We start from the raw sequence: 21,560 nt of genomic DNA on the forward strand, positions 1-21,560 counted from the left end.
GAGGAAAAGAATGAAGAATGAAGTGATCGATGCGGTAATTTCGCCCGAGGAAGGCCGTCTGGAGATTCTATCGAAAGCCGAAGTCAGCAAGTTGTTGGATACCAGCCAGGGCGGACTATACAAGGTGTTTCGCAATTGTGCGCTGGCAGTGTTGAATTGCGGCAGTTCAATGGATGACGGCAAGGAGCTGCTGGAGCGTTATCCCTCATTCGCGATTCGCGTCGTACAAGAGCAACGCGGCATCAAGCTGGAGCTGAAAAGCGCGCCCGCGCATGCGTTTGTGGACGGCAGGATGATCAAGGGCATCAAGGAGCATTTGTTTGCGGTGCTGCGCGACATCATCTATGTCAGCGACGAGATCTATAAAAATTCCCTTTTCAATCTTGAAACCTCGCGGGGCATCAGTGACGCGGTGTTCCACATTCTGCGCAATGCGAACATACTGCGGCCGATGCACAATCCGAATCTGGTCGTGTGTTGGGGCGGCCATTCGATCAGCCGCAAGGAATACGACTACACCAAACAGGTAGGCCATGAACTGGGACTGCGCGGTTTCGATATTTGCACCGGTTGCGGACCTGGGGCGATGAAGGGCCCGATGAAAGGCGCGACGATCGGCCATGCGAAGCAGCGGATCAAGCACGGCCAATATCTCGGCATCACCGAACCGGGGATCATCGCGGCCGAATCCCCGAATCCGATCGTGAATGATCTAGTAATTCTGCCGGATATCGAAAAGCGTCTCGAAGCGTTTGTGCGCACCGGGCACGGCATCGTGGTGTTTCCGGGCGGCGCGGGCACGGCCGAGGAAATTTTGTACATCCTCGGCATTCTTCTGCATCCCGATAACGAGGCGATGCCGTTTCCATTGATTTTCAGCGGTCCGGACAGCGCCGGGGAGTATTTTGAGCAAATCGACAAATTTATCGCCGGCACGCTGGGTCCGAAGGCGCGGCAACGCTATCGGATTATCATCGACGATCCGCGGCAGACCGCGATCGAAATGGAGGCCGGCATTCATGAAGTGCGCGCGTTCCGCAAGTCGACCGGCGATGCCTATTATTTCAACTGGCTGCTGCAAATCGACAAAGTGTTTCAAACGCCGTTCGTGCCGACGCATGAAAACATGAAGAATCTGGCCTTGCATAAAAACCAGGAAACGCATGTGTTGGCCGCGAATCTGCGCAGGGTGTTTTCGGGCATCGTCGCGGGCAATGTGAAGGATGAGGGGATACGCGCGGTCGAACAGCACGGCCATTTCGAGATACGCGGCGACGCCGCCATCATGGAACTGATGGATTCGCTGTTGGCGTCTTTCGTGCAACAGCATCGGATGAAGCTGCCGGGCAAGAAATATATGCCTTGTTACCGGATTATTCAATAAAGGCGAGATGGCAGGGTGATTAGCCATTGGGCGGGTAGATCCCGATGAAAGTGGTTTTGACCGAAAAGCCTTCGGTAGCGAGGGACATTGCGCGCTGCCTGGGTGTGAATAACCGGCGCGACGGTTATCTGGAGGGTAACGGCTATCAGATCGTCTGGGCGTTCGGGCATCTGGTCGAATTGCAGGAACCCGATCAATACAATAAGGGGTGGAAGCGCTGGTCGCTGGATAGTTTGCCGATCATTCCCGAGCGTTTCGGGTTACGGGCACGGGGCGACGCGGCGGCGCAGAAGCAACTCACTACCGTCAAACGTCTCCTTCAGAGTACGAACGACATTATTTGCGCAACCGACGCCGGCCGGGAAGGGGAATTGATTTTCCGCTATATACTGTCCTGGTGCGGCTGCGGGCATAAACCGTTCAGGCGGCTCTGGATCAGCTCGCTGACCGACGAAGCAATCCGTCAGGGTTTTGCGCAATTACGCGACGGCGAGGCCTTCGAAGGACTCTATCGGGCCGCCAAGTGCCGCAGCGAGGCGGATTGGATAGTCGGTTTGAATGCGACGCGTTATTACACGCTCAAGTTTGGGCAGGGCTCGCTGCTGTGGACCGTCGGCCGGGTGCAAACGCCGGTGCTGGCGCTGATTGTGCAGCGCGATAAAGACATCGCCGATTTCAAGCCGAAGGATTTTTGGGAACTGCATACCTTATACCGCGAGGCCGATTTTCAACATGGCGGCGGGCGTTTCGAGAAAAAGGAAGAGGCCGAGGCGTTGATGGCTCGGATCGACGGCCGCGATTTTCGAATCAACTCGGTCAAGGGCAAGCAGGAGAAGGTTTATCCGCCGCCGTTGTATGATCTGACCGATTTGCAGAAAGACATGAGCATCCGCCATGGCTTCACGGCCGATCAGACCTTGCGTCTTGCCCAGTCATTATACGAAAAGAAGCATATCACCTATCCGCGTACAGACAGCCGTTACCTGAGCGCGGATATGAAGCCGCAGGTGAAGCCTTTGTTGCAAACCCTGCAGACGCGTTTCGACGCGCAGATTGCCGGCTTGAATCTGGAGCAACTGGCGCTGACCAACCGCTTGTTCAACGACGCGGGCGTAACCGATCACCATGCGATCATCCCGACCAAGACTTTGCCGCGGGTGCTGGCAGGCGATGAACAAAAAGTGTATGAGGCGATCTCGGTACGGTTCATTGCGGCCTTTTATCCGCCCTGTCTGAAACAGATCACGACCGTGCTAGGTGAGTCGGCGGAAATTCCTTTCAAAACGACCGGTACGGTGATCGAGGCGCCGGGTTGGCAGCTGTTATATAAAGATTCCGCGCCCGCGCCGACCGATCAGGATCAGAAGATTCTGCCTGTCTTCGAGCAGGGAGAAAGCGGCCCGCACCAACCTTCGCTGAAACAAGGCAAGACGAGTCCGCCGAAGTACTATACCGAAGCCAGTTTATTGAGCATGATGGAGTCTGCCGGCAAAACCTGCGACGACGAGACGCTGAAGCAGGCGTTGAAGGAAAAAGGCTTGGGCACGCCCGCAACTCGGGCCGCGATCATCGAAGTGCTGGTCAAGCGCAACTATATCCGCCGACAAAAGAAGTTGTTGCTAAGCACCGAAGCGGGGCGGCGGCTGATCGCGTTGATCGCCGATGAACATTTGAAGTCGGCCTCAATGACCGGCGAATGGGAGTCGCGGCTCAAAAAAATGGAACAGAACGACTACGATCCGGGGCGGTTCATGGACGGGATCATTCAATTCACGCGCAACATCGTGGCGTCGCCCAAGAGGCCCGGCGATCAAGCGGCGCTCGGCAATTGTCCCTTATGCCATGCCCCGATCATTGAAGGCCGCAAAGGCTACGGATGCAGCGATTGGCGTAAGGGCTGCACGTTTGTGTTATGGAAAGAGACGTTCGGCGCGCCGGTTTCCCGCGAAATGGCCGCCGAATTATTGAGGCAAGGCCGCACAAGGCAAACTTATGCGGTCAAGTTCAACGGTGAAGATTTGAATGCCTTGTTGACGCTGGACGAACGCGGCGAAATCGGCGTTAGAGCGTCATCTGCCGATCAGCGTTAATTTTTGCTAGAGCAGCCTTCAGCGCTGCTGCCGCCAGCGAAAATAGGTTTTGCCGTCGTCGCAGGCCCAGCTCGCGCGTTGCGTCCCGGTTTTGCTCATGCGCAATTCACAGTGATGCTCCACTTTGAATTTTTCCCATTGCGCATCGTCCATATAAACCCGGAAGTACAAACTGATCAGGATGATCACCAGCAATGCAAACAACAGCGTCAGCAACGTGCCGATCGGCTGTTCCTGCATATACTGGCCCACGGAAGAAAATATTTGCTTCAATTTCATAAAAACCGCCTAAACCGATAAACTACACTATGGACATCGTTCTTCGGCATGCTTCCCAAGCAATTCTGAACGCGCCGAAAAAAAATTATAGCAATTCTCGCGCCAGTGTAAGCCTTTTCTCGATTAATGGCGAGGCGGCGGGGACGTAATAAGAATCGCGTAGCGCGAGAATACGCAATCCGGCCATAAAGCGGAATCAATCACGCTTTGGCTGTCTAACAGAAGCTTGGCAAAATGATGACCAGGCCGAATAACAAAGGAGAGCACTATGATTTACCGAGTCGAAGGCGATATTTTATTGAGCAAGGCGCAAGCGATTGCGCATGGTTTGGGCATCAATGACCCGATGGACAAAGGGCTGGCGCTCGAATTGCACAACAAATTCCCGGCCATGCATAAGGATTTTCACCGCTGGTGTCATATGCACAATACCAAACCGGGGGAGGCGTGGATGTGGGGCGGACCGGATAACGTAAGGATCATCAATTTAATTACCCAGGAAGGCATCGACAGCCACGATCATCGGCATGGCAAGGCGACGCTGAGCAATGTCCGGCACGCCTTGAGCGCACTGGTGAAGATCATCGCCGCCGAAAAACTGACGTCGGTGGCATTGCCGCGACTGGCGACCGGCGTGGGCGATCTGGATTGGGACGATGTCTGGCCCTTGATCGAAGAGCGTTTGGGCGGGCTGGACATTCCGGTTTATGTCTATACCGTTTATCATCCCGGACAAGCCGCGCTGGAGCCCGGACTATAAAAGGCGACATGGTTCCCCGGCAAATTTTTCCGGGGGCGATTTCTGTTTGTTCGGCGATCTGCGGCGACCCCGAGTCCGCTTGCGGATTGGCCGGCAGGGTTTGTAGATTGCTTTCCTGGATGCCGGAAAATACCGATATGTAAGCTGTCGGATCTGTGCCGGCCGCCGCGATGCCGTAGCGGCCGATCGAAAGTGACAGATAATCGCTTGGCGCGCTGGTTTATGCGTCGATCAGCAAGTCTTGCAGGCTTAATGTATTCTGCGTTTGAGACGAGGACTCTTCTTGTTCATGTTGAAAGTCTTTCATCCCTGCTCCTTAATGTTTAGCTGATGATCAGCGATTTACGGCGGCTGTGTTGTAACCGTTGCAACAGTTTTGCGACCAATCGCCTTGAAATCCAGGCTTCGCCGTTCAATACCGCGCTGATCAGTTTATCGATAAACTTCTCTGCGTCGTTCCTTTCAAGATAGCCCCGCGCGCCCGCCGCCAGGCAGTCAAGAATGCTGCGATCGTCAAGCCGGCCGGCCGTCAGAATGATCGGACTATCGGGGATTATCCGGTATAAGTACGAAATATAAGGGGGGGTGTCGTCTTTCAGCAAATCAAAACCGACAAACACGATGGCGGGCTTTGCGGTTTCAATGCACCGGTAGGCGACAAGCGGATCATCAAAAAAACGCACGGTGAGTCTGCCGCTTCGTAAGAGATGGGCCAATGTTTCTTGGTGATCGATAATCACTATGTCCATCATCTATTCCGGTGCATGCAAGTTGGCGATTGTTCGTAAACGTCGACAGTTTATCGGTTTTTGGCGGTTTGTGAATTGTACGAAAGTACTAAGTTAGGCCATGAAAATAGAAAAGGCTTGGCGCCGATCAGAAAAGCGTTGCGGAAATATTTTGAGCCGGGACAAACCGACGCCGCCTTTGTTTAGCGCGATTGCCCATGTTCAGCGCCATATTTCTGCAATATTGACCTTGAGGGATGGTTAAACAAGAACGGAACTTGGCTTGGATCGTCAAGCCAACTCATTGACCGCGTCCTGGGTCCGGAAAAAGACTTTGCCGGGCTGCAGATGGCTCAAAAAGTCGGTTTTCTTCAATTTATCGAGCACCGGTCCTTTTGCTTCGGAAAGATGCAGGGTGACATGCAGACTTTTTAGCGTAGCGCTGAGGCTTTCCATCACTTCAAGCGCGGTGCTGTCGATATAGCTGACCGAGGCGAAGATCAGCACCACATGTTTAGTGTCCGGCTGCCGTTGCAATTGGTCGGAAATAAATTCCTCGACAAAATTCACATTCGCGAAAGTCAGGTTTTCATCGACGCGCAGCAGCAGCAAATGCTCCCAGGTTTTCACGGCATGGCGTTTGATGTTACGGTAATGCTCGGTGCCCTGGATGCGCCCGACCACCGCGATATGCGGATGGCTGGTGATTCTGAGATAGCTGACCAGGGTCAGAATGATGCCGAGCGTGATGCCCTCCTCAATGCCGAGCACCAGCACGCCGAGTAAAGTCATCACTTCGGCGATGCCGTCGCTGGGGTCATAACGCCAGGTATTGACGATGTTTCGCAGGCGAATCAACGGTGTAATAGCGACCAGAATAATCGCGGCGAGTACCGATTTCGGGATCGCGGCAAAATAGGGACTGAAAAACATCACAGCCAGCGCAACGAAGACGGCGGCCATCAACATCGCCATTTGCGTGCGCGCGCCGGCGGAAAAATTGACCATCGTGCGACTGAAGCCGCCGGCCACAGCCATGCCGCCGGATAGGGCCGAGGCGATGTTCGCCGCGCCGAGGCCGAGCAGTTCATTGTTTGGCTGGATCTTTTCGCCCTTGATGTTAGCGATCGTCTTGGCGATCGCGACGCTTTCGACATAGGCGATCAAGGCGATCAACGCGGCATAGGGCAAAAGGTGGCGCCAATGCGCGGTATCGACAGCATTAAAGCGTAACTCGGGGAGGTTTGCCGGAATGTGGCCGACGGTCGCGACCTGATGCGCGTTGTTGAGATCAAACATATTGACGGCGATCGCTCCGAGAACGACGGTCAGTAACGGACCGCACTTGCTGATCGCAGTAATCCATGCCGGTTTCATTAAGGTTTTTTTGAGTAAACCGGTAAGCGGCTTGCCGAACAGGATCAACAACAAAAGCGCGCCCAAGCCGGTGAGCAGGGTTGAGGTATTCGCGGTTTGAACCGTGTTCGTATAGCAACTGAAACTGCCGACGCAGAGTGGTTTCGCCAGGCCGAGTAGCGGCGGCAGTTGACTCAAAACGATCAGGATCGAGGCGCCGCTGGTAAAGCCGGTCAGCACCGGATGGCTGATGAAATTGACCAGGCCCCCCAGACGCAGCAAAGCCATTATCAACATCAGCACACCGGTTTCGGCGGCCAGGATTACCGCGCTTTGCACGGGTTGCTGCAAGGCGCTGATTTCAGGCGCGTTCAGCGCGCTGGCGATCATTACGGCCGCGATCGACACCGGGCCGACCGAGAGCGTTTTACTGGTGCCGAACAGCGCATACACCATCGGCGGCAAAATGCTGGCGTATAGGCCGAGCTGCGGCGGAATTCCGGCCAGCAGCGCATAAGCGATGCCTTGCGGTACGAGCAGGATTGCAGTGATCGCGCTGGCGAAGATATCGCCGTGGAAATCGTTTCGGGAATAGTATTTGAGCCAGCCGAAAATGGGCAAAAAATCAGTCAGGCGCATTGAAAGTAACCGTGTTGATGAAAATGTAAGCGCGATGAATCAGCAAAAAAACAGCAAAAAACCAGGGGGCGGTTGGGAAAAGAGTGATATTCCGCGTCACGCACCGCAGGAGCAGTGCGGACGGTATTTCCATTTTTGCCTTCTAAGTGCGCAGAGCGCGGGAGCTATGGTAATCCCTTGAATCTTTCGCCTCAGTCCTCTTTTATAAATTTTTTCGCATAGCATTCGAGATGCGGAATGTCGATCCGATAGCCTTTGATCATCAAATGCCAGTAAAGCCACGGAAAGCCGGTCGTTTTGCCCCACCACCAGATCCAGCGGTTTTTGCGCGGATCCAGCAACGGAAATGATGGCGTGACCTTGCCTGCATAGGAAAATTCGGCCAGCATGACCGTGCTCAACGAAGTCGTCAGCGGACAAGAGCCGTAACCGTCGTATTTGTCTTCGGCGGGTTTGTTTTTCATCAGGTGCAAAATGTTGTCGACCACCACCGGCACCTGCTTGCGCACCGCCGCGGCAGTTTTCGCATTTGGGGTCGAGGTCGCATCGCCCAGGCCGAAAATATTTGGATATTTGTTGTGCCGCAGGGTGTTTTCATTCACATCGACCCAGCCGGCCGCGTTCGCGAGTGGGCTTTTCTTGATGAAATCCGGGGCGCTTTGCGGCGGCGTCACATGGATATAGTCAAATTTTTTGTCGACCAACTGTTTATTGCCGGCGCTGTCGGTGGTTTCGAACGTGGCGGTCTTGCCGGGGCCGTCGATCGCGACCAGATTATGATTGAAAGCCTTTTTTATTCCGTAATCGGCGACGACTTTCTCCAAGGCCTTCGCGAAAAACGGGATACCGAACATCGCGGGCCCGGCGTTGCAGAACTCGATGGTAAATTTGTCGAGGATACCTTTTTTACGGAAGCGGTCGGCGGCCAGGTACATGATTTTTTGCGGCGCGCCGGCGCATTTGATCGGCATGGTCGGTTGTGTAAACAGCGCAACGCCGCCTTGCAACGACTGGATGCACTCCCAGGTATATTCGACGGTATCGGGCGAATAATTGCTGCTGACCTGGTTTTTGCCGAGCGTTTCCTTCAGGCCCTTGATTTTGTCCCAGTCCAATTGCAGACCGGGGCAGACGACCAAATAATCATAAGTGACCGTCTCGCCCGAACGGAGAGTCACGCTGTTTTGCTCCGGCTGAAAGCTTTCCGCGTAGTCCTTGATCCAGTTGACCTTCGGGTTGATCAGATCGGCTTCGTTGCGCGTGGTTTCTTTCAGGGTGTAAGCGCCGCCGCCGATGATCGTGAAACCGGGCTGATAATAATGTTTTTCGGACGGCTCGATCAGGCCTATATCGATGCCTGAATTCTGCCGAAGCATGCTGTTCGCGACCGATACGCCGGCCGCGCCGCCGCCAACGATCAAAAGGGTATGGTGCTGTGGCATAAAATCTCCTCGAAATATAATTTTAATGGATTTGACCGCGTAGACTCGCTCGGCCGCCGGGCAGGGTACTGAATCGGTGAGCGACCGATAACCTGACCGAATCGCTCAACCATTGTCTTTTTACTCGAAACACGGCCCATGTCAACTCGAGTTTGATTTTTTCATTTTATGAGGGCATCTTTTGCCACGCTTCGTAACCGCCGGCGATCGACAACACATGCAGATAACCCAACGATTGCAGGGTTTGTGCGGCCAATGCCGCGCGGCCGCCGGTTCGGCAATAAACCAAGATCGCTTTCGATTTATCGGCCAGTTCCGACGTAGTGCCGACTTTGAATTCCAACACGCCGCGCGGAATCGGCAACGCCTTATCCAGATGACCGGCTGCATATTCACTCTCTTCGCGCACGTCGACGACGGTAATATCGCCTTCGGCCAACAGTTGCTTAGCTTTGTCGACACCAATTTCGGTAATTTGCTGTTTGGCCATGGCAACCAGTTCCTGGGTATTGGTGATCACCCGCTCCGGGCGGATCGTTTCCCGGAGAGCCACCGCATCCTGACGTTCGTCTTCATCGAGACCGCAGTAGCGGTTAGCCGGCACCGCTTCATCGATCAAACGCGGTTTCGGCAAATTCAGATTGTTCATGATCTCGATGAACTCCCCGCGCGACTTTCCGGCCAGACGCGGATTCGTGGTGCGTTCCTGCATGATGTTGCTGACCCAGCGTCCCTGATAATCATGGCCCGGATAAACCAGCGTATCGTCGGGCAGGGTAAATAAACGTTGGGTAATACAGTCGTACAGGGCGCCGGCATCGCCGCCTTGAAAGTCGGTGCGTCCGCAGCCGCCGATGAACAACGAATCGCCGGTAAACAAACGGTCCCTCCACAGAAAGGAGACGCTGCCCTTGGTATGGCCGGGGGTTGCGATCACTTTGATTATTTCGTCGCCGGCGAATTCCAGCACGTCGCCGTCCTGCAACTGCAAATCCGCGCCGACCGCGCCGCACAACTGGCCGACGCCGGTTTTCGCACCAAGTTTTTGTCTGAGCAGGCCGCTGGCGGTGATATGGTCCGCATGCACGTGCGTTTCGAGCGTGTATTTCAGCTTCAGGCCATGTTGGTCGAGCAGGGCGATATATTCATCGAGATGCGACTTGACCGGATCGATCAACACCGCTTCTTTGGTGACAGGATCTGCAATGAAATAGGTGTAAGTCCAGGTTTCGGTGTCAAATAATTGCTTGAAAATCATCTTGTCTCTCCGTTTGTTTTAATGGGTAGGAATGATGCAAAGCCGCTTTTATTTAAGTTACAGCAAGGCATGTGCCAGATCCGAAAATGAGAACGTTTATAGGGAGTTTGCTCAGATTCAATTAATTGACATAAATGCGGGTGTTTAGTTTAACGCATTGGCTGAAAAGGATTATTTGATGGCTTTTCTTGCATGGACTCAGCTTTATGCATTCGTGTCGGGTAATTTCATGTGGGCTGTTGCGGCGCATTAGGCCGGCCGAATAACTGTTTCATGATGTTTTAAGATGTTTAATAAATGTTTCATTGAGGCAATATGAAACAAATAAATGCGGACGCTGGAGGAAGGCTAAGTTTAACGGCAAGGAGCGTAACCCTTGCCTTGAAAATGTTACTACGGAGGGGCGTCCTGATAAAAAATCAGGCAGGCTCAACGGCAATAATTTCTGCCTGCGCATTAAATTTGAGCCGCAGGCGGCCATAACAGGATTTCTGATCGCATTGGCAGCCGGAGCCTTCCATGATGCTCTCGAGAAAAGTCACATAGATCAACAGGCTCTCCGGTTGCCGCTCGATGATTTCATAGTGGATCGACTCGTTGATGATCCATCCGTTTTGGCTGCAGAATGCGCTCAGTTCCTTACAGTTTTGCAGTAGATGAGTAATGGCTAGGGCTTCAGACATGGTTTTGTGCCTCTTCAATTCGGTCGGGTTGAGTTTGATGCGAATAGGTTTGTATTTTCTGACTTGCCGATGCCTGATTCAGTTTTATTTTCTGGAAAATGCCGTCATGACCAGAACCAGAGCGGCAAATCCCGCGCCTGCATAAAACGTCGCGGAGGCGCCGTGAAAGTCCCAGAGCCAGCCGGCGAGCACGCTGGCCAGCAGCGCAAACAGGCCGCTCACGAAATTGAACAGTCCGAAGGCGGAGCCTTTCAATTCCGCTGGCGTCGTGCTCGCTACGAGAGTCGCTAGGATGCCTTCGCTGAAGCCCATGTGCAGGCCCCACAAACCGGCGCCGAACAGCACCGCGGACGGCGTATCGGCCCCCGCCAGCAGCAGATCGGCCGCGATCAGCAGTATCAGGCCGATCGAGAGCAGATGGTTTTTGTTCACGATGTCCGACAAAACACCGACGGGGTAGGCCGATAGCGCATAGAACAGACTCATCACAACCATCACCAGCGGCGTGATGGCGATAGACAGTCCCGCTTGCTGGGCGCGCAATACCAAAAAGGCTTCGCTGAACCGGGCCAGCGTAAAGATCGCGCCGATCGCCACGACCCGCCAATAGGGCGACGAAAAAAGCCGCAGAGTATCGAGCCGCAGCGGCGAGCGGAAGCGGTGTTGTCCTGCATTGGGTGTGGGCTCCTCGATGCCGGCGATGATCAGCGCCACGGTCAGCGCGGCCGGCAGGGTCGCGAACCAGAGGACCGCCTTCAGGTCATCGTCGTAAAGATAAAGCAGCAGCATCGCCAGCAAGGGGCCGAGAAACGCGCCCACCGTGTCCATCGCCTGGCGCAGGCCGAAACAGGCGCCGCGAATATTTGCCGGCGCGACATCGGCGATCAGCGCATCGCGCGGCGCGCCGCGGATGCCTTTGCCGATCCGGTCCATAAAGCGCGCGGCGAACACCGTTTCGACCGAGCCGGCCAGTGGAAACAGCGGTTTGGTTAACGCCGCCAAGCCGTAGCCGAGCAGGATCAGACGTTTGCGATGCCCCCAAAAGTCGCTTAGAGCGCCGGAAAAAATTTTGATGATTTGCGCGGTGGCAACCGCGACGCCTTCAATCATGCCGACAGTCAGCGCGTTCGCGCCGAGCGCGCCGACCAGAAAAATCGGCAGGATGCTGTGCACAAGTTCCGAAGACAAGTCCATGAACAGACTGACGTAACCCAGAGTCCAAACGGTGCGCGGAATAGGGACGTGCGTTTTTTTTATGAACAAGAGAACAATCCTATGATGATCAAGAGGGAATAAATGAAATACCTCGACTCCATTTTGCGCTATCGAAGCTGCCAGGTTTAGTTGCAGTTAGGCAAATGTTTCTGCCTGGTTCATCGGAATGCCGTTGGCATCTTTTGCGCGCAATATCGGCTCACCGTCGATAAGCCAATCGATCGCCAGCGTCGGATCATTTCCGGCGATACCGCGTCATAGTTCGGCGCATAATAACCGGTGGTTTTTTGTAGAGCACCCCGGCATAATCCGCGATCACCGCGACCGCTTCCGCGCTGATCCTGAAAGCGGTTTCCTGATCCGTTCCAGCCGTTGTCAACGGCCGTGTAAGCGGTGGCATTCACGATTAGGAGAGTGTTGCCATCCGCGATAAACGGCCCAATTCGCTCAGGTTTTCAATGTTGCCGGCATAGTTCAGTTGGTCTAGGCTGATGACGGTTTCGTCAGATTGCTCGGACCAGTCAAGCACAAGATTGGAGCCGATAAAACCGGCGCCTCTGTCGACCAGCATGCTCATGCGAATGTAATAGGATTGATTTTTTTGTGAAATGCCGGCGTTAAGGATGGGATTATTCCATCATTAATAACTTTTCGGTTCAAGACCTGCCAGGATTTTAAAACCTGGCAGGTCTTGGGTTTTACACATCTTTAAAAGATGGTGGCCTCATTAGCGTTTCAGACCCATCGTTGCCTGCCGGCTGACCAACACGAAGCCCCGTGTTTTTCCTGAAGCCTCGTCGATCGTATTCATCGCCCGCCAAAGTTGCTCGGTTTTGACCCAGACCGGCGGATATTTAAACCGGGCAACGTCCAGGATCAAAAAATGGTCGCTGGTCTGGTCATAGGCGCCCAACGGCGAAATATGACCGCTGGTTTGTTGGCCGAGGGAACTGCGCAGATAGTTGACCAAGATGAAGTTTCCGGGCTGTTTCAGGTTTTCGACGGCGAGCTTGCGGAACTGATCCAGGCTGCTGTCGTCAGCGTGGTAAACCTTCGTCTCGACCGGGTAGGTCGCCAGCAAATCGCCGAGTTGATCCAGCGTCATGCCTTGCAGGGCGACTTTTTTGGCGCTCACCACTTGCTCGGTTTTCGCATTGAACAGGTTGTTCTGGGTAAACATCGGGAAGCGCACATAGACAGGATCGATCGGCGCCGGAATGTCCAGCGCGTTCAGTACCATCGTCATGCTCGCCGCGCCGCAATAGGCGAGATTTTGTTGCGAGACAAAATGAATGCTCAACGGCAGGAAATCCTGTTTGGCGTCGCTGCCGTAGAGCAATTGCTCGCCTTCGGATGAGGTCAGCGGGATAAGCTGTGCGGCTGTTGCACCGCTAGATTTCGCTAAGGTGTCCGGTAATGGCAGTTGTTTTGAACAACAGGCGGAAATAAGAAAACAACACAGAATGAGCGGAAGCGGCCGCAGGATTTTCGAGCTGGTCTCGGTTTTGGGGAAGTGTAATGGCATGACCGGTTCCTCAGATGGGCGCCAGCATAGGCGCTATCAAACTAACATTTTATGCCGGGACGACAGCGAGGTAAATCACATTCAAAGTCAACACCGAAACTCTGTATTGAATCGGCGGTTGCCAACTTTATTCCTCCTCTGTCGTGCACAGCGATTCGGCCCGTTTGCTGATCGGGGTGATACTGCCGTCGGCATTGGCCCGCCAGCGAAAACGCAGTTGCATGCTTTTGTTCATCAAAAATGCGCGTTCGACTTCGAATTGTCCGTCTTCGTTGAAAACCTGCCAGCCCAGATCGCGTTGCGAGCGGATGTGAATCTTGTTTTTCAAGACTTCTTCGATCGTCTGTCCGAGGCAGGGCGAGTTTTTGACCGTCACCTCAATGTTGGATGGATCGATCTCGGCAAAAGCCGAATGGCAAGTGAACAGCAAGCTTAGGATAAGAGAACGGCATGCTTTCATGGCTTCAATAATTCGATCATGTCAAAAGCTTTTCATCAAAAGCAGCGGATTAAAAATTGTAGCCCTGCTGATCGTGCTGATTAAGATCGAGTCCGCTGGTTTCCACTTCCTGATTGACGCGAATGCCGACGACTTTATCAATCGCCTTGAATAGTAAATAACTGACCAGGCCACTCCAGAAGAGCGTGATAGCGATGCCGAAAAGCTGGATCAATGCCTGTTTGAAGATGCCGTCTTCGCTGACGATGCCGGTGCCGCCGAAGGAGACGTCAGCAAATACCGCAGTCAGCAACGCGCCGAGAATGCCGCTAACGCCGTGCACCGGAAATACGTCGAGCGCATCGTCGATTTCGAGGCGCTGTTTGATCAGTTGAATCGAATAAAAGCAGGCGATGCCGGCCACGATGCCGATCATGGTTGCGCCGAAGGGCGACACGAAGCCCGCGCCTGCGGCAATCATGCCGAGGCCGGCGACCATGCCGGTCATCGCGCCGAGTACGCTGGGTTTGCCAAACTTGAGCCAGTCCAGCACGATCCAGGTGATCGAGGCGGACGAGGCGCACAGATGCGTCGACAGCATCGCCATGCCAGCCGAGCCGTTCGCCATCAACGCGCTGCCCGCGCTGAAGCCGTGCCAGCCGACCCAAAGAATACCGGCACCCATTGCGGTCATGGTCAGATTATGCGGCATTAATGGCGAACGCGGAAAGCCGCGCCTCGGGCCGACCGCCAGCGCGCCGACCAGGGCGGCAATCCCGGCGCTGCCGTGCACGACGATGCCGCCCGCAAAATCCATCACGCCCCATTCGGCCAGCCAGCCGTTGCCCCAGATCCAGTGGCATACCGGCACGTAAACCAGCAATTCCCACAGCGCGCAAAAAAACAGCATAGGAAAAAAACGGACTCTTTCGACCATCGCGCCGACGATCAACGCCGGCGCGAAGATTGCGAAGGTCATGTGATACATCGCAAAGACCGATTCGGGCAGGTTGCCGACCAGTTTGTCCGCATCCATATTGACCAGGAATACTTGCGACACGCCGCCGAGCACGGCTTGATGCGTATCGCCGTTGGTTAACGCCAGGCTATAGCCGGCGATCGCCCAGATCAACGACATCAGGGAGGTAATCGAAAAGCAGGCCATGATCACCGACAGCACGTTACGAGTGCGCACCAGCCCGCCATAAAACAGCGCCAGCCCCGGCATGGTCATAAACAGCACCAAGCCTGCCGAAGTCAGAATCCAGGCGGTATCGGCCGAGTTCAAGCCATCCTCGGCAAAAACCGGAAAGGGGAGCGCGGCAAGCAGGATTCGCAAGGCTATCTTTCGCATGATTTCCACCGTTTAATTATTATTGCGGCTCGAAGAAACAGAGAAATGAGCGTTCGATGCTCAAAGGATCGCGCTTTTTAGCCTAGATATAACAAAAATGCAAGGAATTACTTGGGGAATCAGTTTTTTTGGGGGCTCGAATGCACAGCCTTGATCGAGTGCATCAGCATCGAGATAGGCGAACCCGGAATCTCCCTGGGATTGACGATGGGCGAGGATGCCCTTCTAGAAGGGATAGGAAAAAATCATCAAAACTTGATCACGACGTCCATCGCAAACTGCAACTGATGATCCTTGCTTTGGTTGATGTAGGGATTGATTTTCGCATCGGCCCAGTCGTAACGCACTTCGGGCCGCAAGGTGAGCCAGCCTTGCGGCTTCCAGTTCACCCCGGCGGTCAGAGCGAAATAATGCCCCGGGCTGTCGGCAATCACGCGCGTGCCGTTCGCATCCCGAAACCATTCGCCGCGTAATCCGGCCGACAGGGAATCGGTAATGTCATAAATCAGATATTGATTGATGCCGTACCAGAAAGCGTCTTGGCCTGTTGCCGCGACCTTTTCCTGAAATCCGAAATCGTGCTGGAAAACGTATTGCAGTTTGTCGGTCAAGCTGTGCGAAATGACTAGGCTGGACACGGTCCGGTTGGCGGCCAGAACATCATCGGTATCGCCGCTGATCACCGACCAGGATACCGCGCTGCTCGCTTCATCATTGGTCCAGGACATACCTCCCAAAAAATTCCAGTTGGCCAGATTTTCGTCGAAATTATCCCAACCGGCGACGGTGCCCGCATTCAGCGTGAAATTTTCATTCAGCGCATAACTTAAAAGCGCGCCGGTATGCGTGAACGGCTCGCCATGCTGCATCGTATAGGCGTGAGAGTAAAAGAAATTGTTCGGCGCGGTGACCACTTCCTCGCCGAGAATCGTATAAAAATGGCCGATTTTGGCGGTCAGGCCGTTGCCCCACGGCGCACGCACTTCCAGGTAGGCTTGCGGCAACGCCAGGTCGTAAAACCGCAGATTCTTATCGCTGATCCATTTATTGTCGAGCCCCGTGGCCTGAGTGAAACGGCTGTCGGTGCCGAACATCAGATCGACCCGGCCGCCGACATTCCAATGCTTCGACTCCATGTCCACCGGTTTTTCCAGGTATAGATTCAACTGATTGAGCTGGAATTCGCCGCTGCGGTCATTGAATGTGATCGGCGCGTTCGAGTGACTATCCGGGTTGCTGGTCAGATAAGTTCCGCCCATCGATAGCCAGCCGCCCATGTTTAGGGCGTTCTCTTTTAGGAATTGGCTTCGATTGATATCTTGGCCCGTCAATGCAAATAAAGCGCTGTCGTCATGCGCCATTACCGTCGAGGCGAAATGACTGTACAGAAGCAAAAACAAGCAAAGTACCGATAATCTGTCGATGGTGAGCGGAGATGCGCCAAGAGCTGCTTTCGATGGTTTCATGTCCCTAGCCAAACGTTGCCGTAGATGGAAAGCTGTGATGTATGATTCGATGCGTTGCGTTTGAAAAACATCGATCCAGCATGCCGGACCGCTTTTTTATCACGGTTTGCCGGATTCCGGTTAAAGATTATATTATCTTAATAATATCGAGTCGATATTAAAAAGCCGGGCAAGCGAGAAATTTTGTGGTTCAAAGATTGGGAGCGTAAGGCAACAGCATTAATTTTCGCGGCGACGAGTCCTTTTGCCGTATCGATTGACGGCAAGCATTATTTAATAAAATCAAATTCTGGCGATATTTGTCGGCAGAAGAGCAGGACCTTTGATTTATGCGGATTTAGGGGGTATTTACTTTCGATTCGATGCGAAGTAAGATGCTCGCCCGCACTCATTTGGTGCTGATTCGGAAGCATAGGCTGTCCCCGCAAGAGCCATCCAATAATAACGACAAGGCGAAAAATCATGATAAAAGCAAACCGCAAGCATTTAACCAACGTTTTGTTGACCGCCGTATTGTTATCCGGCGTTCCGCTCAGTGTTTGCGCAAAACCCGATGAAGTGCAGGCAGGAAGCGTACAAGGCTGCCAACTCGTCGGCAAGATCGAAGGTTCATCGGGCTATGGCAAGAACAGCAGTTGGCAAAGACTGGCTAAACAGGCGGCGGTCAAACACGCAGCCCAAATGGGCGCAAGCCATGTGGTATGGGAGCGTTTTCACCCGGCAGGCGCTTATAACGGCACTGTTACAGGCAAGGCTTATCAATGCGGGTCTTAAGCAAAAAAAGCCTCTACTGTTGAGACAACACGTATGATTTTTTCCGTTTAATGCCTCGCCTTCAGTCAGCGGCGTTATTGATAATCTTCCAGTGGCGGGCAGGTGCACACCACATGCCGGTCGCCGTAGACATTGTCGATCCGTCCAACCGGCGGCCAGTATTTGTCATCCTGCTGATGGCCACCGGGAAAGAACGCCTGCTGCCGCGAATAGGGCAAGGTCCATTCTTCCAGCAATAGCTTGTGCGTATGCGGCGCGTGGCGCAGCACGTTGTTTTCCGGATCGGCTCGGCCGGCCTCGATCTCTGCTATTTCCTTGCGGATCGCAATCAGCGCGTCGCAGAAACGGTCGATCTCGTCCTTGTTCTCGCTTTCGGTCGGCTCGATCATCAACGTTTCCGGCACCGGAAACGACACGGTAGGGGCATGAAAGCCGAAATCGATCAGGCGTTTGGCGATGTCTTCGACGGTGATGCCGCAGGAATGTTTGAATGCGCGGCAGTCGATGATACATTCGTGCGCGACCCAGCCGTTTTTGCCGGTATAAAGGATCGGATAATAAGAAGAAAGCTGGTTGGCGATGTAGTTCGCGTTCAAAATCGCAGTCAGTGTCGCGCGCTTGAGTCCGGCCGCGCCCATCATCGCGATATAAGCCCAGGAAATCGTATAGATGCTGGCCGATCCCCAGGGAGCGGCCGCGACCGTGCCGATAGTACCATGCCGGCCCTTGTTCGGGTTGACGCCTTTGACGACCGGATGATCCGGCAAAAACGGCGCAAGGTGTGCGCCGACGCCGATCGGTCCGACGCCGGGACCGCCGCCGCCATGCGGGATGCTGAATGTTTTATGCAGATTCAAATGCGCGACATCCGCGCCGATCCTGCCGGGCCGGCAGAGTCCGACCAGCGCATTGAAATTGGCGCCGTCCAGATAGACCTGGCCGCCATGCGCGTGGACCAGACCGCATATGGTCCGGAATGCTTCCTCGAATACGCCGTGCGTCGAAGGGTAGGTAATCATCAGCGCGGCGACCGTGTCGTGATGTTCGGCGAGCTTGGCCTTCAGATCGTCGAGGCTGACGTTGCCGTTGTCGTCGCAAGCGACCACGACCACTTTCAAACCGGCCAAGACCGCGCTCGCCGGATTGGTGCCGTGCGCTGACGCCGGAATCAGGCAGACGTTGCGCCGGCCTTGGCCGTTCACTTCATGGTATTTGCGGATCACCAACAGCCCCGTATATTCGCCCTGGGAGCCCGCGTTCGGCTGTAGAGAAAACGCGTCGAAGCCGGTTAGATCGCAGAGCATGTCTTCGAGTTCGGCAAACATTTGCTGATAACCGAGCGTCTGGTACAGCGGCGCGAACGGGTGCAGGCCGTTGAATTCATGATACGACAGCGCCTGCATCTCGGTCGCCGCGTTCAGCTTCATCGTGCACGAACCCAACGGAATCATCGAGCGGTCCAGCGCGATGTCGCGCCGAGCCAACCTTCGCATGTAACGCATCATCTCGGTTTCGGAGTGGTAGCGCGCGAACACCGGATGTTGCAGAATCGGATCGGTGCGCAGGAGCGTTTCCGGGATGCATTCGCCGATGCTTTGATGCAGCCGATTGATGTCCGGAAACTCGGCCGTCGGCGTCGCGAAAACCTGCCAGAGCGCCCTGAGCGTTTTGCGTGTCGTCGTTTCGTCGACCGAAATTCCGAGATGATCCGGATCGATCACGCGCAGATTGAGCGTCGCTTCCATTGCCTGCGCGGCGATCCGCTTGGCGCGGTTCGGCACGCGCACGACGAACGTATCGAAATAACAACGGCTGACCACGTCATAGCCCATCAACGCGAGGCCGGCCGCCAAAATCTCTGCATAGCGGTGCACGCGCCCGGCAATCATCCTGAGGCCGTTCGCGCCGTGATAGACCGCATAAAAACCGGAGATCACCGCCAGCAGCACCTGCGAGGTGCAGATGTTGCTGGTCGCCTTATCGCGGCGGATATGCTGCTCGCGCGTTTGCAACGCCATGCGCAGGGCGGCCTGGCCGTGGCTGTCTTTCGACACGCCGATCAGGCGTCCCGGCATCGAGCGCTTGTATTCGTCCTTCGTCGCGAAAAAGGCCGCATGCGGGCCGCCGTAGCCCATCGGCACGCCGAAGCGCTGTGCGCTGCCGACCACGATGTCGGCCCCGAAGGCGCCGGGCGGTTTCAGCAACACCAGGCTTAACAGATCGGCGGCGACCGTAATCAGCGCCGATTTTTGCCGCGCGATTTGGACGACCTCGTGAAGATCGTGAATCTCGCCTTGCGAGCCCGGATACTGCACGAGCACCGCGAAAAAATCATGCTCCGCGAGATCAAGATAGGGATCGCCGACGATCACCCGATAGCCCAGCGAGTGCGCGCGGGTTTGCACCACCGCGATCGTCTGCGGATGGCAGTCCCGGTCGACAAAAACGTTCTGCACCGGATTATGCGACAGGCGCCGCGCCATCGTTATCGCTTCCGCCGCGGCGGTTGCTTCATCGAGCAGCGAGGCGTTCGCGATTTCCATGCCGGTCAGATCAATGATCATTTGCTGAAAGTTCAGCAGCGCTTCGAGTCGGCCCTGGCTGACTTCGGGCTGATACGGCGTATAGGCGGTGTACCAGCCGGGATTTTCCAGCACATTGCGCTTGATCACGGCCGGCATGATCGTATCGTAGTAGCCCATGCCGATCAGCGAAGTGAAGACCTTGTTGCGTTCGCGGATCTTGCGCAGGTGTTTGATCACCGCATTCTCGCTTATCGTTTCGGTCAGTTTCAAGGGTTCCGCGTTCAGAATGTCGGCAGGCAGCGCCTTGTCGATGATTTGTTCCAGATCGTTAAGGCCCAGTTCGGCCAGCATCGCCTGGATTTGTTCGGGGTTCGGGCCGATATGGCGGCGGATGAAATCACCGCGCATTTCCAGTTGGTTCAGGTTCGGGCGAGGTTTTGTCATGGCTTAACGGCGGTAGCGATGAGGGATGAAGGGGAGGGTGGTGACGGACAGTGCGACCTCTCGCCCCCGGACTTCGGTGAACAAGCGCGTGCCGGCCGCCGCATAGGCCTTGTCGAGTCGCGCCAGCGCGACCGGTTTGCCGAGGCTCGGCGCGAAACTGCCGCTGGTGACATGGCCGACGGCCTGTCCTTTATCATTCGACAGGGGGGCTCCCTCCCGGATCGGTGCCTTGCCTTCGACGATCAGGCCCGCTCGGATTAGGTCCGTGCCGTCTCGAAGCTGTGCCAGGATTTTCTCGGCGCCGGGAAAGCGGTCGTGGCCTTTCTTGATGATCCAGTTGAGTCCCGCCTCGACCGGCGTGATCGTTTCGTTCAACTCGTGGCCGTAAAGGCATAGCCCCGCTTCCAGGCGCAAGGTGTCGCGCGCGCCGAGGCCGACCGGCGCGACGCCGTCCTCCGCCAGCAGCAGGCGGGCCAGGCGTTCCGCATCGGCAATCCCGACCGAAATCTCGAAACCGTCCTCTCCGGTATAGCCGCTGCGGCTGATGAAGCATGCGCTGCCGTCGAGTTCGGTTTGGCAAGAGTGCATGAATTTCAGGCTGGCGGCAGCCGGCGAAAACTTCTTTATCACCGCCTCGGCCTTGGGGCCTTGCAAGGCAAACAGCGCGCGGTTTTGCAAGTCCCTGAGGCCGCGCAGATGCTGGCGCAGGTACGCGAAATCCTTGTCCTTGCAGGCCGCGTTTACGATGAGAAATAAACCCGAAGCGGTTCGGCTCGCGATGATGTCGTCGAGTACACCGCCATTGTCCAGCGTCAGCACGGTATATTTTTGAAAGCCGGGACGGAGCCCTGAAATATCGCTCGGCGTCAGCCTTTCGAGAGCGCCGGCGGCATCATCACCGTCCACGCTGAATTGTCCCATGTGCGAGATGTCGAAAAAGCCGGCATGGTTTCGGCAATGCAGGTGCTCGCGGATGATGCCGGCGCCGTAGTGCAACGGCATCGCATAGCCCGCAAAAGGCGCCATCTTTGCGCCCAGTTCAAGATGTAAAAGGTTCAATGGCAGGGTTTTCAACATCATCGCATACGGAACCGGAATGTTATTGAACGGTCAGTTTAACCGAATTTTTGCCGATGCGATCGTTTCGTTTATCGATTTTGTCGCTTTTGCGCTTCACAATAGCGAGTCGGCGTTCAAAT

General features: G+C 55.0%; 18 protein-coding genes. 4 read left to right on the forward strand and 14 right to left on the reverse strand.

The features are described from left to right. Positions 1-10 precede the first annotated feature (10 nt). Complete coding sequence (gene ppnN / locus U2W12_RS04095) at positions 11-1,384, forward strand: nucleotide 5'-monophosphate nucleosidase PpnN (protein WP_326499393.1); 1,374 nt, start codon at positions 11-13, stop codon at positions 1,382-1,384. 44 nt (positions 1,385-1,428) lie between these two features. Further along, positions 1,429-3,474: a DNA topoisomerase 3 gene (locus tag U2W12_RS04100; protein ID WP_326499394.1), complete on the forward strand. Its 2,046-nt coding sequence runs from the start codon at positions 1,429-1,431 to the stop codon at positions 3,472-3,474. Positions 3,475-3,492: 18 nt separating this feature from the next. Here the strand turns inward: U2W12_RS04100 and U2W12_RS04105 are convergent, their stop codons facing one another. Further along, positions 3,493-3,753: a hypothetical protein gene (locus U2W12_RS04105; RefSeq protein ID WP_326499395.1), complete on the reverse strand. Its 261-nt coding sequence runs from the start codon at positions 3,751-3,753 to the stop codon at positions 3,493-3,495. A gap of 268 nt (positions 3,754-4,021) precedes the next feature. On the opposite strand from U2W12_RS04105, the gene U2W12_RS04110 reads away from it, so the two are divergent. Next, positions 4,022-4,513, forward strand: a complete 492-nt coding sequence (locus U2W12_RS04110) for a macro domain-containing protein (RefSeq protein WP_326499396.1) — start codon at positions 4,022-4,024, stop codon at positions 4,511-4,513. Between the two features lie 323 nt (positions 4,514-4,836). Here U2W12_RS04110 and U2W12_RS04115 read toward each other — a convergent pair whose 3' ends face one another. From U2W12_RS04115 to U2W12_RS04165, 11 genes are all read right to left on the reverse strand, one after another. Further along, positions 4,837-5,262, reverse strand: a complete 426-nt coding sequence (locus tag U2W12_RS04115; RefSeq protein ID WP_326499397.1) for a hypothetical protein — start codon at positions 5,260-5,262, stop codon at positions 4,837-4,839. 270 nt (positions 5,263-5,532) lie between these two features. Further along, a complete protein-coding gene (sulP, locus tag U2W12_RS04120) occupies positions 5,533-7,236 on the reverse strand; it encodes a sulfate permease (protein WP_326499398.1) in 1,704 nt (567 codons plus the stop codon). Between the two features lie 191 nt (positions 7,237-7,427). Beyond that, entirely contained in the window at positions 7,428-8,678 is a 1,251-nt protein-coding gene (locus U2W12_RS04125) for an FAD/NAD(P)-binding oxidoreductase (RefSeq protein WP_326499399.1), read from the reverse strand. 166 nt (positions 8,679-8,844) lie between these two features. Next, positions 8,845-9,936, reverse strand: coding sequence for a rhodanese-like domain-containing protein (locus tag U2W12_RS04130; protein WP_326499400.1), 1,092 nt, complete (start codon positions 9,934-9,936; stop codon positions 8,845-8,847). A gap of 419 nt (positions 9,937-10,355) precedes the next feature. Further along, positions 10,356-10,619 (reverse strand): hypothetical protein, encoded by a 264-nt coding sequence (locus tag U2W12_RS04135; protein WP_326499401.1) that lies wholly within the window; start codon positions 10,617-10,619, stop codon positions 10,356-10,358. A gap of 84 nt (positions 10,620-10,703) precedes the next feature. Beyond that, positions 10,704-11,882, reverse strand: a complete 1,179-nt coding sequence (locus tag U2W12_RS04140; protein ID WP_326499402.1) for an MFS transporter — start codon at positions 11,880-11,882, stop codon at positions 10,704-10,706. 358 nt (positions 11,883-12,240) lie between these two features. Next, entirely contained in the window at positions 12,241-12,411 is a 171-nt protein-coding gene (locus U2W12_RS04145; RefSeq protein ID WP_326499403.1) for a hypothetical protein, read from the reverse strand. A 150-nt stretch (positions 12,412-12,561) separates the two neighbouring features. Further along, positions 12,562-13,359 carry a phytochelatin synthase family protein gene (locus U2W12_RS04150; RefSeq protein ID WP_326499404.1) on the reverse strand — a complete coding sequence of 266 codons (798 nt, stop codon included), beginning with the start codon at positions 13,357-13,359 and terminating at the stop codon, positions 12,562-12,564. A gap of 127 nt (positions 13,360-13,486) precedes the next feature. Further along, positions 13,487-13,819, reverse strand: coding sequence for a hypothetical protein (locus U2W12_RS04155; protein ID WP_326499405.1), 333 nt, complete (start codon positions 13,817-13,819; stop codon positions 13,487-13,489). Positions 13,820-13,868: 49 nt separating this feature from the next. After that, positions 13,869-15,152 carry an ammonium transporter gene (locus U2W12_RS04160; protein WP_326499406.1) on the reverse strand — a complete coding sequence of 428 codons (1,284 nt, stop codon included), beginning with the start codon at positions 15,150-15,152 and terminating at the stop codon, positions 13,869-13,871. A gap of 248 nt (positions 15,153-15,400) precedes the next feature. Then, positions 15,401-16,618: a porin gene (locus U2W12_RS04165; protein ID WP_326499407.1), complete on the reverse strand. Its 1,218-nt coding sequence runs from the start codon at positions 16,616-16,618 to the stop codon at positions 15,401-15,403. Between the two features lie 462 nt (positions 16,619-17,080). Between U2W12_RS04165 and U2W12_RS04170 the strand changes: the two genes are divergently transcribed. Next, positions 17,081-17,392, forward strand: coding sequence for a hypothetical protein (locus tag U2W12_RS04170; RefSeq protein WP_326499408.1), 312 nt, complete (start codon positions 17,081-17,083; stop codon positions 17,390-17,392). Positions 17,393-17,466: 74 nt separating this feature from the next. Here U2W12_RS04170 and gcvP read toward each other — a convergent pair whose 3' ends face one another. Both gcvP and gcvT read right to left on the reverse strand, forming a co-directional pair. Then, positions 17,467-20,361: an aminomethyl-transferring glycine dehydrogenase gene (gene gcvP, locus U2W12_RS04175; protein ID WP_326499409.1), complete on the reverse strand. Its 2,895-nt coding sequence runs from the start codon at positions 20,359-20,361 to the stop codon at positions 17,467-17,469. 3 nt (positions 20,362-20,364) lie between these two features. Then, positions 20,365-21,441: a glycine cleavage system aminomethyltransferase GcvT gene (gene gcvT, locus U2W12_RS04180; RefSeq protein WP_326499410.1), complete on the reverse strand. Its 1,077-nt coding sequence runs from the start codon at positions 21,439-21,441 to the stop codon at positions 20,365-20,367. Positions 21,442-21,560: the final 119 nt, after the last annotated feature.

Origin of the sequence: Methylomicrobium sp. Wu6 (genome assembly GCF_035916875.1) — a bacterium.
Taxonomy (GTDB): domain Bacteria; phylum Pseudomonadota; class Gammaproteobacteria; order Methylococcales; family Methylomonadaceae; genus Methylomicrobium.

Excerpts from the sequence above, each read along its gene's own strand:
- U2W12_RS04125 (WP_326499399.1), bottom strand. The coding sequence starts at position 8,678 with ATGCCACAGCACCATACCCTTTTGATCGTTGGCGGCGGCGCGGCCGGC.
- U2W12_RS04150 (WP_326499404.1), bottom strand. The coding sequence starts at position 13,359 with ATGCCATTACACTTCCCCAAAACCGAGACCAGCTCGAAAATCCTGCGG.
- gcvT (WP_326499410.1), bottom strand. The coding sequence starts at position 21,441 with ATGATGTTGAAAACCCTGCCATTGAACCTTTTACATCTTGAACTGGGC.
- U2W12_RS04160 (WP_326499406.1), bottom strand. The coding sequence starts at position 15,152 with ATGCGAAAGATAGCCTTGCGAATCCTGCTTGCCGCGCTCCCCTTTCCG.
- U2W12_RS04105 (WP_326499395.1), bottom strand. The coding sequence starts at position 3,753 with ATGAAATTGAAGCAAATATTTTCTTCCGTGGGCCAGTATATGCAGGAA.
- U2W12_RS04145 (WP_326499403.1), bottom strand. The coding sequence starts at position 12,411 with ATGAGCATGCTGGTCGACAGAGGCGCCGGTTTTATCGGCTCCAATCTT.
- U2W12_RS04110 (WP_326499396.1), top strand. The coding sequence starts at position 4,022 with ATGATTTACCGAGTCGAAGGCGATATTTTATTGAGCAAGGCGCAAGCG.
- U2W12_RS04130 (WP_326499400.1), bottom strand. The coding sequence starts at position 9,936 with ATGATTTTCAAGCAATTATTTGACACCGAAACCTGGACTTACACCTAT.
- U2W12_RS04115 (WP_326499397.1), bottom strand. The coding sequence starts at position 5,262 with ATGGACATAGTGATTATCGATCACCAAGAAACATTGGCCCATCTCTTA.
- U2W12_RS04165 (WP_326499407.1), bottom strand. The coding sequence starts at position 16,618 with ATGAAACCATCGAAAGCAGCTCTTGGCGCATCTCCGCTCACCATCGAC.
- U2W12_RS04100 (WP_326499394.1), top strand. The coding sequence starts at position 1,429 with ATGAAAGTGGTTTTGACCGAAAAGCCTTCGGTAGCGAGGGACATTGCG.
- gcvP (WP_326499409.1), bottom strand. The coding sequence starts at position 20,361 with ATGACAAAACCTCGCCCGAACCTGAACCAACTGGAAATGCGCGGTGAT.
- U2W12_RS04135 (WP_326499401.1), bottom strand. The coding sequence starts at position 10,619 with ATGTCTGAAGCCCTAGCCATTACTCATCTACTGCAAAACTGTAAGGAA.
- U2W12_RS04155 (WP_326499405.1), bottom strand. The coding sequence starts at position 13,819 with ATGAAAGCATGCCGTTCTCTTATCCTAAGCTTGCTGTTCACTTGCCAT.
- U2W12_RS04170 (WP_326499408.1), top strand. The coding sequence starts at position 17,081 with ATGATAAAAGCAAACCGCAAGCATTTAACCAACGTTTTGTTGACCGCC.
- sulP (WP_326499398.1), bottom strand. The coding sequence starts at position 7,236 with ATGCGCCTGACTGATTTTTTGCCCATTTTCGGCTGGCTCAAATACTAT.
- ppnN (WP_326499393.1), top strand. The coding sequence starts at position 11 with ATGAAGAATGAAGTGATCGATGCGGTAATTTCGCCCGAGGAAGGCCGT.